Origin of the sequence: Vibrio sp. LB10LO1, assembly GCF_010092875.1 — a bacterium.
GTDB classification, from domain to species: domain Bacteria; phylum Pseudomonadota; class Gammaproteobacteria; order Enterobacterales; family Vibrionaceae; genus Vibrio; species Vibrio campbellii.
The window spans coordinates 1-12,678 of the sequence record NZ_JAADJW010000058.1; the positions used below are offsets into that span (position 1 = coordinate 1).

At 46.4% G+C, this 12,678-nt stretch carries 8 protein-coding genes and 1 pseudogene; all 9 read right to left on the reverse strand.

Going from position 1 to position 12,678, the window contains the following annotated elements:
• Positions 1–247: 247 nt before the first annotated feature.
• Positions 248–4,450, reverse strand: coding sequence for a DNA-directed RNA polymerase subunit beta' (rpoC, locus tag GXP65_RS23895; protein ID WP_005433640.1), 4,203 nt, complete (start codon positions 4,448–4,450; stop codon positions 248–250).
• A 106-nt stretch (positions 4,451–4,556) separates the two neighbouring features.
• On the reverse strand, positions 4,557–8,585 hold the full coding sequence (gene rpoB / locus GXP65_RS23900; protein WP_005433641.1) for a DNA-directed RNA polymerase subunit beta: 4,029 nt from the start codon (positions 8,583–8,585) through the stop codon (positions 4,557–4,559).
• 250 nt (positions 8,586–8,835) lie between these two features.
• A complete protein-coding gene (rplL, locus tag GXP65_RS23905; protein ID WP_005451128.1) occupies positions 8,836–9,204 on the reverse strand; it encodes a 50S ribosomal protein L7/L12 in 369 nt (122 codons plus the stop codon).
• A 57-nt stretch (positions 9,205–9,261) separates the two neighbouring features.
• The gene (gene rplJ / locus GXP65_RS23910) at positions 9,262–9,756 is read right to left on the reverse strand and encodes a 50S ribosomal protein L10 (protein ID WP_005533792.1); all 495 of its coding nucleotides are present in this window, start codon (positions 9,754–9,756) and stop codon (positions 9,262–9,264) included.
• A gap of 293 nt (positions 9,757–10,049) precedes the next feature.
• Positions 10,050–10,751 carry a 50S ribosomal protein L1 gene (gene rplA, locus GXP65_RS23915; RefSeq protein WP_005384683.1) on the reverse strand — a complete coding sequence of 234 codons (702 nt, stop codon included), beginning with the start codon at positions 10,749–10,751 and terminating at the stop codon, positions 10,050–10,052.
• 4 nt (positions 10,752–10,755) lie between these two features.
• Positions 10,756–11,184, reverse strand: coding sequence for a 50S ribosomal protein L11 (rplK, locus tag GXP65_RS23920; RefSeq protein WP_005451125.1), 429 nt, complete (start codon positions 11,182–11,184; stop codon positions 10,756–10,758).
• A 142-nt stretch (positions 11,185–11,326) separates the two neighbouring features.
• Positions 11,327–11,875, reverse strand: a complete 549-nt coding sequence (gene nusG, locus GXP65_RS23925; RefSeq protein WP_005451123.1) for a transcription termination/antitermination protein NusG — start codon at positions 11,873–11,875, stop codon at positions 11,327–11,329.
• Positions 11,876–11,888: 13 nt separating this feature from the next.
• The gene (gene secE, locus GXP65_RS23930; protein ID WP_005451121.1) at positions 11,889–12,269 is read right to left on the reverse strand and encodes a preprotein translocase subunit SecE; all 381 of its coding nucleotides are present in this window, start codon (positions 12,267–12,269) and stop codon (positions 11,889–11,891) included.
• 266 nt (positions 12,270–12,535) lie between these two features.
• A pseudogene (locus GXP65_RS23935) lies at positions 12,536–12,678 on the reverse strand (elongation factor Tu); the annotation flags it as partial.

Here is a 12,678-nt window from a genome sequence, read left to right on the forward strand (position 1 = left end):
ATTCGGGATTCGGGATTCGGGATTCGGGATTCGGGATTCGGGATTCGGGATTCGGCTCTATTTTGTCTTTTTAGGAACAAGTCCTGTCAACACCTTTCGAGAGCAAGCTTCTTGTAACCCCCTCTAACAAACACTCCTCGACTCCTAAAGCGAAGCGCTCTCGACTCTCGGAGCGTAAGCGTTCTATTTGACCTCCAAGAAACAAAAAAGGCACCCGAGGGTGCCTTTTCTTTTAAGCTTTTAACGATTACTCGTCAGAAGAGAAGCCTGCGTTTAGAAGTGCAGCTAGGTTATCTGTTGCTTGTTCAGCAGATGGACCTTCTTGCGCTTCAGCACGTTTAGCTTGACGATCTTGGTGGTATGCGAAACCAGTACCAGCTGGGATCAGACGACCAACAATTACGTTCTCTTTCAGACCACGTAGGTCATCACGCTTACCAGAAACCGCAGCTTCTGTTAGTACGCGAGTTGTCTCCTGGAACGATGCCGCAGAGATGAACGACTCAGTCGCTAGAGATGCCTTAGTAATACCTAGTAGCTCACGCTCGAAACGTGCAGGCTCTTTGCCTTCAGCTTCTAGGTTACGGTTAGCAATCTTAACTTGTGAGTATTCAACTTGCTCACCAGGTAGGAACTCAGAGTCACCAGCGTGAGTAATTGTACACTTACGTAGCATTTGACGAACGATAGTCTCGATGTGCTTATCGTTAATCTTAACGCCTTGTAGACGGTAAACTTCTTGTACTTCGTTAGCGATGTACTGAGTTACAGCGTGTACGCCACGTAGACGTAGGATGTCATGTGGAGACTCTGGACCATCTGCGATCACGTCACCACGTTCAACACGCTCACCTTCAAATACGTTCAACTGACGATGCTTAGGAATCATCTCTTCGTAAGTATCACCGCTGTCGCGAGTGATAACTAGACGACGCTTACCTTTCGTTTCTTTACCGAAGCTCACAGTACCTGTGTGCTCAGCAAGGATCGCAGGCTCTTTAGGCTTACGAGCTTCGAATAGGTCAGCTACGCGTGGTAGACCACCGGTGATATCTTTGTTACCGCCAGATTTCTGAGGGATACGAGATAGTGTGTCACCAATGCCAACTTCAGCGCCATCTTCGATGTTTACAATCGCTTTACCAGGTAGGAAGTAGTGAGCTGGCATTTCTGTACCAGGGATCATTACATCGTTACCTTGCTCATCAACAAGTTTGATAGCTGGACGCATATCTTTACCTGCTGCTGGGCGAGCTGCTGGGTCAGTTACTTCGCTTGAAGATAGACCTGTTAGGTCATCTGTTTGACGAGAAACTGTAACACCGTCGATCATGTCTACGAACTGGATGCGACCTGCCACTTCAGTGATGATTGGCATGGTGTGCGCTTCCCAGTTAGCAACAACTTCACCAGCTGTTACTGCGTCGTTGTCGCCTTTGCTTAGCATCGAACCGTAAGGAAGTTTGTGCTTCTCTTTAGTACGACCGAATTCATCAATGATAGTTAGCTCAGATGCACGAGACGTGATTACTAGCTTCTTATCTTTGTTGATTACGAACTTAGCGTTGTGCAGTTTAACGGTACCAGTTGTCTTCGCTTGGATGCTGTTCTCTGCTGCTGCAGTAGATGCTGCACCACCGATGTGGAACGTACGCATCGTAAGCTGTGTACCCGGTTCACCGATAGACTGAGCAGCGATTACACCAACTGCTTCACCTTGGTTCACTAGGTGACCACGTGCTAGGTCACGACCGTAACACTGTGCACAACAACCGAAGTCAGAATCACAAGTAACTACAGAGCGCACTTTCATGCTGTCTACTGAGTTCTCTTCCATGATCTGACACCACTTCTCATCAATTAGAGTGTTACGTGGGATCAGAACATCTTCTGTACCTGGCTTAAGAACGTCTTCAGCTACTACACGACCTAGCGCTAGCTCAGTCAGTGCAACTTTAACATCACCACCCTCGATGTGAGGCATCATGTCAACACCCTCGTGAGTGCCACAGTCATGTTCAGTTACAACAACGTCTTGAGCAACGTCTACTAGACGACGAGTTAGGTAACCCGAGTTCGCTGTTTTCAGTGCCGTATCCGCAAGACCCTTACGAGCACCGTGCGTTGAGATAAAGTACTGAAGTACGTTTAGACCTTCTTTAAAGTTCGCAGTGATCGGCGTTTCGATGATCGAACCATCCGGACGAGCCATCAGACCACGCATACCCGCTAGCTGACGAATCTGAGCTGCAGAACCACGAGCACCCGAGTCAGCCATCATGTAGATGCTGTTAAACGATTCTTGTTGCTCTTCTTCACCGTCACGGTTAACTACCGTTTCAGATGAAAGGTTTGCCATCATCGCTTTCGCTACGCGGTCGTTGGTCGATGCCCAGATATCGATAACTTTGTTGTATCGTTCGCCCGCAGTAACAAGACCAGATTGGTATTGTTCCTGGATTTCACGTACTTCTTCTTCCGCTTCTGCGATTTCAGTGTACTTAGCTGGCGGTACAACCATATCGTCGATACCAACAGATACACCAGATAGTGCCGCGTATGCGAAACCTGTGTACATGATTTGGTCAGCGAAGATTACAGTGTCTTTCAGACCTAGCTTACGGTACGCCTCGTTTAGTAGGTTAGAGATTTGCTTCTTACCTAGCTTTTGGTTAACGATGCTGTACGGTAGACCAGCTGGCACGATTTGCCATAGCATTGCACGACCGATAGTTGTATCAACCATCTTAGTCTCTGTTGTGCTGTTGCCGTCTTCGTCTACAACTGTTTCTGTAATACGTACTTTAACGCGTGCGTGAAGTTCAGCTTGCTTAGTGCGGTATGCTTTCTCAGCCTCTGCTGGGCCAGAAAGGTACATGCCTTCACCTTTCACGTTGATCTTGTCACGAGTCATGTAGTACAGACCCAATACAACGTCCTGAGAAGGTACGATGATCGGATCACCTGACGCTGGCGACAGAATGTTGTTTGTCGACATCATCAGAGTACGAGCTTCAAGCTGTGCCTCTAGAGTTAGAGGTACGTGAACCGCCATTTGGTCACCATCGAAGTCCGCGTTGTACGCCGCACACACTAGTGGGTGTAGCTGGATCGCTTTACCTTCGATTAGTACTGGTTCGAACGCCTGGATACCTAGACGGTGAAGTGTAGGTGCACGGTTCAATAGTACTGGGTGTTCACGGATTACTTCGTCTAGGATATCCCAAACTACCGCTTCTTCACGCTCTACCATCTTCTTAGCAGCTTTGATTGTAGTCGCAAGACCACGAGTCTCTAGCTTGCTGTAGATAAATGGTTTGAATAGCTCAAGTGCCATCTTCTTAGGAAGACCACACTGGTGTAGACGAAGGTATGGACCTACTGTGATTACAGAACGGCCAGAGTAGTCTACACGTTTACCTAGAAGGTTCTGACGGAAACGACCTTGTTTACCCTTGATCATATCAGCAAGAGATTTCAGAGGACGCTTGTTAGAACCTGTGATCGCACGACCACGACGACCGTTATCTAGTAGCGCATCAACAGACTCTTGCAGCATACGTTTTTCGTTACGTACGATGATGTCCGGAGCAGCTAGCTCTAGAAGACGCTTCAAACGGTTGTTACGGTTGATCACACGACGGTATAGGTCGTTCAGATCTGAAGTCGCAAAACGACCGCCATCTAGTGGTACTAGAGGACGTAGATCTGGCGGAAGAACTGGAAGTACAGTTAGGATCATCCACTCTGGGTTGTTGCCAGATTGAATAAACGCTTCTACCAGTTTCAGACGCTTAGTTACTTTCTTACGCTTAGTTTCAGAGTTAGTTGTTTCTAGCTCTTCACGCATTTGTTCTGCTTCAGCGTGCATATCCATAGAACCTAGTAGGTCCTTGATTGCTTCTGCACCCATCTTAGCAGTGAACTCGTCGCCCCACTCTTCTAGACGATCCAGATACTCTTCTTCAGTAAGCATCTGAGATTTTTCTAGATCAGTCATACCCGGTTCTGTTACTACGTACATTTCGAAGTAAAGAACACGTTCGATATCACGTAGAGGGATATCCATTAGTAGACCGATACGAGACGGTAGCGATTTTAGGAACCAGATGTGAGCTACTGGTGAAGCTAGCTCGATGTGGCCCATGCGGTCACGACGAACTTTAGTTTGTGTAACTTCTACACCACACTTCTCACAGATAACACCACGGTGCTTCAGGCGCTTGTACTTACCACAAAGACATTCGTAGTCTTTAACTGGACCAAAGATACGCGCACAGAACAGACCATCGCGTTCAGGTTTGAACGTACGATAGTTGATCGTTTCAGGTTTTTTAACTTCACCGAAAGACCATGAACGGATCATGTCTGGTGAAGATAGACCGATTTTGATTGCATCAAATTCTTCGGTCTTATGCTGTGCTTTTAGAAAGTTTAATAAGTCTTTCACAATCAGCTCCTGTAAGGAGTTAAAAGGAGCTCACCCGCTAAAGTGAGCACCTTCTACCAAATAATCGCTTTATATCTCTCTCAACCTTGGTCGAGAGAGAAAGAGATTACTCTTCGTCTTCTAGCTCGATGTTGATACCTAGCGAGCGAATCTCTTTCAACAATACGTTGAACGATTCTGGCATACCAGGTTCCATGCTGTGGTTACCGTCTACGATGTTTTTGTACATCTTAGTACGGCCGTTAACGTCATCCGACTTAACCGTTAGCATTTCTTGTAGAGTGTAAGCAGCACCGTATGCTTCTAGTGCCCATACTTCCATCTCACCGAAACGCTGACCACCGAACTGAGCTTTACCACCAAGTGGCTGCTGAGTTACTAGGCTGTACGAACCAGTTGAACGAGCGTGCATCTTGTCATCAACAAGGTGGTTCAGTTTCAGCATGTACATGTAACCTACAGTTACAGGACGCTCAAACTGGTCACCTGTGCGACCATCAAACAGTTTTAGCTGACCAGATTCTGGTAGGTCTGCTAGTTTCAGTAGCGCTTTAATAGACGCTTCTGGTGCACCGTCAAATACTGGAGTCGCGATTGGTAGACCGCCACGTAGGTTCTTGATCAGAGTACGAACTTCGTCATCAGATAGAGAAGCAATGTCTACTTTCTGGCGAGTTTCGCCTAGATCGTAAACTTTCTGTAGGAACTCGCGGAATTTCGCTAGTTCTTGCTGCTCTTTAACCATCTGGTTGATCTTGTCACCGATACCTTTCGCTGCCAGACCTAAGTGTACTTCTAGGATCTGACCGATGTTCATACGCGAAGGTACACCCAGTGGGTTAAGTACGATGTCTACAGGCTGACCTTTTTCATCGTATGGCATGTCTTCAACAGGGTTGATCTTAGAGATTACACCCTTGTTACCGTGACGACCCGCCATCTTATCACCAGGCTGGATGCGACGTTTAACCGCTAGGTAAACCTTAACGATCTTCAGTACGCCAGGTGCTAGATCATCACCTTGTGTGATCTTACGACGCTTAGTTTCGAATTTCTTATCGAAGTCAGCTTTTAGCTCGTCCCACTGCTCAGCAAGTTGCTCTAGCTGAGTTTGTAGAGCGTCATCTTCTAGCGTTAGTTCTAGCCACTTCTTACGATCAGTTGTGTCTAGTTTCGCTTCAGAGTAACCGCCATCGATCAATACAGCGCGAACACGGTTTAGAAGGCCACCCTCAAGAATCTGGAATTCTTCAGTTAGGTCTTTCTTCGCTTCTTTAAGCTGCATTTGCTCGATTTCAAGCGCACGCTTGTCTTTCTCTACGCCATCGCGAGTGAAGACTTGAACGTCGATAATCGTACCTGAAACAGAGTTAGGTACACGTAGTGAAGTATCTTTAACGTCAGATGCTTTTTCACCGAAGATTGCACGTAGTAGCTTCTCTTCAGGCGTTAGCTGAGTTTCACCTTTAGGTGTTACTTTACCAACTAGGATGTCGCCACCCTTAACTTCAGCACCGATATAAACGATACCTGACTCGTCTAGTTTAGACAGAGCAGATTCACCTACGTTTGGAATATCCGCTGTGATCTCTTCAGAACCAAGCTTAGTATCACGCGCCACACAAGTAAGTTCTTGGATGTGGATAGTCGTGAAGCGGTCTTCTTGAACTACGCGCTCAGATACTAGGATCGAGTCTTCGAAGTTGTAACCGTTCCAAGGCATGAACGCGATACGCATGTTTTGACCAAGCGCTAGTTCACCAAGGTCTGTTGAAGGACCATCAGCAAGAACGTCACCGCGTGATACAGGTTCACCTGGCATCACACATGGGCGCTGGTTAATACATGTGTTCTGGTTAGAACGTGTGTATTTAGTCAGGTTGTAGATGTCGATACCAGCTTCACCTGGTACTAGCTCTTCTTCGTTCACTTTAACAACGATACGAGAAGCATCTACTGACTGGATTACACCACCACGTTTAGCAACTGCAGTTACACCTGAGTCAACTGCTACGTTACGTTCAATACCAGTACCAACTAGAGGCTTATCAGCCTTCAGTGTTGGAACTGCCTGACGTTGCATGTTCGCACCCATCAATGCACGGTTCGCATCATCGTGTTCTAGGAACGGGATAAGCGATGCAGCGATAGATACAACCTGGTTTGTCGCAACGTCCATGTACTGAGCGTGCTCACGAGGGTGCAGGCCAGATTCACCTTTTTGACGAGCTGTGATCAGCTCATCTGCAAAACCGCCTTCTTCAGTTAGCGCAGCATTAGCCTGTGCGATAACGAATTGGCCTTCTTCGATTGCAGATAGGTAATCTACTTCGTCTGTTACAACGCCATCTACAACGCGACGGTATGGTGTCTCTAGGAAACCGTACTCGTTACAACGCGCAAACGCAGATAGAGAGTTGATCAGACCGATGTTTGGACCTTCCGGCGTTTCGATAGGACATAGACGACCGTAGTGAGTTACGTGTACGTCACGTACTTCGAAGCCAGCACGTTCACGAGTTAGACCGCCAGGACCCAATGCAGAAATACGACGCTTGTGCGTTACTTCTGATAGCGGGTTGTTTTGGTCCATGAACTGTGAAAGCTGTGAAGAACCAAAGAATTCTTTAACAGCTGCAGAGATTGGTTTCGCGTTGATCAGGTCTTGAGGCATGATTGCGTCAAGATCGCCTAGGCTTAGACGCTCTTTAACTGCACGCTCAACACGTACTAGACCTACACGGAACTGGTTCTCAGCCATTTCGCCTACAGAACGGATACGACGGTTGCCAAGGTGGTCGATATCGTCCACTTCGCCTTTACCGTTACGGATCGCGATAAGCTTCTTCATCACTTCAACGATGTCTAGCTCGTCAAGTGTGCCTTGCTCTTGAGCATCTTCACGGCCGATAGAGCTGTTGAACTTCATACGACCAACAGTCGATAGATCGTAACGCTCTTCAGAGAAGAATAGGCTTTCGAATAGTGCTTCTGCAGCTTCTTTTGTTGGTGGCTCGCCAGGGCGCATCATGCGGTAGATTTCTACCAATGCAGAAATACGATCAACAGTGCTGTCGATACGTAGTGTTTCTGACATGAATGGACCGTGGTCTAGATCGTTGGTGAACAACGTTTCTAGTGATTTGTGGCCAGCCTGAGATAGGTTCGCTAGTGCTTCCAGGCTAATTTCCTGGTTAGCGTTAACAATGATCTCGCCTGTTGCTTCGTTGATGTAATCTTTCGATGCAACTTTACCAACGATGTACTCAACTGGTACTTCGATGTGATCAACGCCATCTTTTTCTAGTTGGCGGATATGACGAGCTGTAACGCGGCGACCTTGCTCAACGTAAGTTTTACCGTTCGCTTCGATGTCGAATGACGCAGTTTCACCACGTAGACGATCAGGAACCAACTCCATTAGTAGAGTTTGGTCTTTCACTTCGAAGTTCACTTTCTCGAAGAAGATATCTAGAATTTCTTCTGACGTCTTACCAAGTGCACGAAGGATGATCGAAGCTGGTAGCTTACGACGACGGTCGATACGTACGTATAGGTTATCCTTAGGATCGAACTCAAAGTCTAGCCATGAGCCACGGTAAGGAATTACACGTGCGTTATATAGAACTTTACCTGAAGAGTGGGTCTTACCCTTATCGCTGTCGAAGAACACGCCTGGGCTTCGGTGCAGCTGGGATACGATAACCCTCTCGGTACCGTTAATTACGAAGGTACCATTGTCTGTCATAAGCGGAATTTCGCCCATGTAGACTTCTTGTTCTTTAATGTCTTTTACAGTACCTGCTGGCGCGTCTTTATCAAAGATTACTAGACGTAGTTTTACGCGTAGTGGCTTTGAGTAAGTTACACCGCGGATTTGACATTCTTTAACGTCAAAAACTGGCTCACCAAGACGGTAGCTAACGTATTGCAGCTCAGAATTGCCGTTGTAGCTCTGAATTGGGAATACAGAACGGAAAGCAGCTTCAAGACCGTATTGACCTTCAGGATCCTGTTCGATGAATTTGTCGAACGAATCGAGCTGGATCGATAGCAGGTATGGAATGTCCAAAACTTGTGGACGAGTACCAAAGTCCTTACGGATGCGCTTTTTCTCGGTATAAGAGTAAACCATGGGGTTCCTCAGCTCGCTGATAAGTGACCCAAACTGTCCGCCCGCTCCTAGTTACTTAAGGGGGGTAAGGGACAGTGACTAAATAGCTGTTTACTGTAGTGACATTTCATTGCGTAGGAATGAAATGTTTTTTGCTCGGGGACAGGCGCTTAAACAGCGGGAAAATTCGCCTATACCCTACAGCGCAAAAAGGCCGGTGGTTAAAAAACCACCAGCCAATTAGCCGTTAGGCTAAGAAACTATGCAATAATTACTTAACAGCAACAGTTGCACCAGCTTCTTCTAGCTGAGCTTTAAGTGCGTCAGCTTCTGCTTTGTCAACACCTTCTTTAAGAGGTGCTGGAGCGCCGTCTACAAGAGCTTTAGCTTCTTTAAGACCTAGGCCAGTTGCGCCACGTACTGCTTTGATTACAGCAACTTTGTTACCGCCAGCAGATTCTAGGATTACGTCAAATTCAGTTTGCTCAGCTGCAGCTTCGCCGCCTGCTGCGCCACCTGCAACTACTGCAGCAGCAGCAGTTACACCGAATTTCTCTTCCATAGCTTCGATTAGTTCAACAACTTGCATTACAGACATTTCTGCAACTGCGTCTAGGATTTGCTCGTTAGTAATAGACATAACAATTCTCTTTTAAGTCAACAATAAGTTTATTTTGCAACCAGTAAAAAGCAAGGCTTAAGCCGCTGCTTCTTCTTTTTGATCGCGGATAGCAGCGATAGTACGTACCAGCTTGCCAGCAGAAGCTTCTTTCATGCACATCATTAGGCGTGCGATTGCTTCGTCGTAAGTTGGTAGTGTTGCTAGTACTTCAGCGTCAGTTACAGCGCCTTCAAATGCAGCAGCTTTGATCTCGAAATCTTTGTTCTCTTTAGCGAAGTCTTTGAAAAGACGCGCTGCAGCACCTGGGTGCTCGTTAGAGAACGCGATTAGAGTAGGACCAGTGAAAGTGTCAGTTAGACACTCGTAGTCTGTACCCTGAACCGCACGACGTGCTAGAGTGTTACGCACGACTTTCATGTAAACACCCGCTTCGCGAGCTTGTTTACGTAGAGAAGTCATCGCGCCAACTTCAACGCCACGAGAATCAGCTACAACTGCAGAAAGTGCACCACTGGCAGCTTCGTTGACTTCAGCAACAATTGCTTTTTTGTCTTGAAGGTTTAAAGCCATCTTGGATTTACTCCTGGTTGTCGTTACACCACTCACTATCATCACGACAGTGAGAGCTATTGAGGTGCATTCCCAGAAGAAAGTTAACTATTTACATAGAGCTTTCTGTCAGTTCGGGCACCATCTACGTAGGATGATTAAGTTTGTCTTGAGAACAAACACCTACGGTCTTGGACGGAGACTGGGTCTTAATTCATTTCGAACTAGGAGACAGTTCAAAGAACCAATGTTCAGCCCCAACCACAAATATTAGGCGCAAAATTATACACAAATTTTGCGCCTAAGCAAATAAATTATGCTTGAGTGTTCAGGCTAGCCTGATCAACAGCAACACCAGCACCCATAGTAGTAGAGATGCTTACTTTCTTCAGGAAAGTACCTTTCGCTGAAGATGGCTTAGCTTTCTTCAGAGCAACTAGAAGAGCTTCTAGGTTCTCTTTGATCTGCTCAGCAGAGAAGTTTGCTTTACCGATAGTAGTGTGGATGATGCCGTTTTTGTCGTTACGGTAACGAACCTGACCCGCTTTAGCGTTCTTAACCGCTTCAGCAACGTTAGGAGTTACAGTACCAACTTTAGGGTTTGGCATTAGACCGCGAGGACCTAGGATAGTACCTAGTTGACCTACAACGCGCATTGCATCTGGAGAAGCAACAACTACGTCGAAGTTCATTTCGCCTTTCTTAACTTGCTCAGCAAGATCTTCCATACCAACGATGTCTGCGCCAGCTTCTTTAGCTGCTTCAGCGTTTGCACCTTGAGTGAACACTGCAACGCGGATTTCGCGGCCAGTACCGTGAGGCAGTACAGTTGCACCACGTACGTTCTGGTCAGATTTACGAGCATCGATGCCTAGGTTAACAGCAACGTCAACAGACTCTACGAATTTAGCAGTAGCTAGTTCTTGAAGAAGAGCAACAGCTTCGTTGATTTCGTACTCTTTAGTTACGTCAACTTTTTCGCGGATTACGCGCATGCGCTTAGTTAGTTTAGCCATCTTATTAACCCTCTACCACTAGGCCCATTGAACGAGCAGTACCAGCGATTGAACGCTTCATCGCTTCGATGTCAGCACCAGTCATATCAGCAGCTTTAGTTTCTGCGATTTCTTGGATTTGAGCGTCAGTTACAGTACCAACTTTTTCAGTGTTTGGACGACCTGAACCAGACTTAACGCCAGCAGCTTTCTTAAGAAGAACAGCAGCAGGTGGAGTCTTAGTTACGAACGTGAAAGAACGGTCGTTGTATACAGTGATAACAACAGGAGTAGGTAGACCTTTCTCTAGAGATTCTGTTTTCGCGTTGAACGCTTTACAGAATTCCATGATGTTAACACCGTGTTGACCTAGTGCAGGACCAACTGGTGGACTTGGGTTCGCCATACCAGCTGCAACTTGTAGCTTGATGTAAGCTTCAACTTTCTTAGCCATGATAATTCCTAAGTTTGGGTACAAACGCTAATCACCGATCAGCTCCCCGTTTATGAAAAAACTCTTTACTTCACCAGAAGTAAAAAGGCGCGAAATTATAGTCATAATTCGCGCCTTAGACAACCCTTAAAAAGGTGTTTTTTTAATCAAGTTTTTCAACCTGACCAAATTCAAGCTCAACTGGTGTTGCACGACCAAAGATCGATACAGACACTTTCAGGCGGCTCTTCTCGTAATCCACTTCTTCAACAGTACCATTGAAGTCAGCAAATGGACCTTCATTAACACGTACCACTTCGCCCGCTTCGTACATAGTACGTGGACGAGGAGCTTCACTCGCTTTCTCAAGACGGTTAAGAATAGCGTCAGCTTCCTTATCTGTGATAGGTGCCGGACGGTCTGAGGTACCACCAATGAAGCCCATGACACGCGGCACACTGCGTACTAGGTGCCATGATTCATCGTTCATAATCATCTGAACAAGGACGTACCCTGGGAAGAACTTACGCTCAGATTTACGACGCTGACCCGCGCGCATTTCTACTACTTCTTCAGTAGGAACCAGTACTTCACCGAATAGCTCTTCCATGCTGTGCATTTTGATATGCTCGCGAAGAGATTGAGCTACACGACCTTCAAATCCAGAGAAGGCTTGAACCACATACCAGCGTTTTTTTGGAGCTTCACTCATGAATTAAAACCCTCTATACCCCAGTCGCTAGAGCTACTAGACGAACCATAATGCCGTCAATACCCCAAAGCGCTAGAGCCATTACAATACTTACAGCTAAAACGATCAGTGTTGTTTGCATAGTTTCTTGGCGTGTAGGCCAAACAACCTTACGAACTTCCATACGAGATTCTTTTGCAAAACTGATCGCTGCTTTACCTTTAGTCGTTGTTGCTGCAACGCCAAGGGCAGCTGCAATAAGAACAACAACGCCTGCAGCGCGAACAACTACAGACATTTCACCATACAGGTAATTACCCACAACAGCGGCCGCTGCTAATACGAAAGCGGCAATCCACTTAAACGTATCTGCTGCGTTTGAGCTATCAGGAGTTTCAGCATTATTTGCTTTCATAAACCAACCTGTCACAAGTCTTAATATAGACGACAACAACCCCGCTGTTGCAGGGCAAACTCCATATCGCTGAAAAAATCAGCGCTACTCTCTTAAGATTAAGCCTGTCTGGCCAATCTTGCTCTGCTCTCAACCAAAATCTGAACAAGAAAACAGCTAAAATAATGTTGAGTGCAGAAAAAGGGCATCAAATGATGCCCTTTTTGCTACTGGTTCGTCAAATCTAATTCAAGATTTTCCGAAGACATTCGTTAATTCGTTAAGAATTAGTCGAAGATCTTAGCAACAACACCAGCACCTACAGTACGCCCACCTTCACGGATAGCGAAACGTAGGCCTTCATCCATAGCGATAGGAGCGATTAGCTCAACTTGCATTTGGATGTTGTCGCCTGGCATTACCATTTCTA

What these genes read in the sequence shown, in the direction of transcription:
- rpoB (WP_005433641.1), bottom strand. Translation starts at nt 8,585, where the DNA reads ATGGTTTACTCTTATACCGAGAAAAAGCGCATCCGTAAGGACTTTGGT.
- rplL (WP_005451128.1), bottom strand. Translation starts at nt 9,204, where the DNA reads ATGTCTATTACTAACGAGCAAATCCTAGACGCAGTTGCAGAAATGTCT.
- rplJ (WP_005533792.1), bottom strand. Translation starts at nt 9,756, where the DNA reads ATGGCTTTAAACCTTCAAGACAAAAAAGCAATTGTTGCTGAAGTCAAC.
- rplA (WP_005384683.1), bottom strand. Translation starts at nt 10,751, where the DNA reads ATGGCTAAACTAACTAAGCGCATGCGCGTAATCCGCGAAAAAGTTGAC.
- rplK (WP_005451125.1), bottom strand. Translation starts at nt 11,184, where the DNA reads ATGGCTAAGAAAGTTGAAGCTTACATCAAGCTACAAGTTGCAGCTGGT.
- nusG (WP_005451123.1), bottom strand. Translation starts at nt 11,875, where the DNA reads ATGAGTGAAGCTCCAAAAAAACGCTGGTATGTGGTTCAAGCCTTCTCT.
- secE (WP_005451121.1), bottom strand. Translation starts at nt 12,269, where the DNA reads ATGAAAGCAAATAATGCTGAAACTCCTGATAGCTCAAACGCAGCAGAT.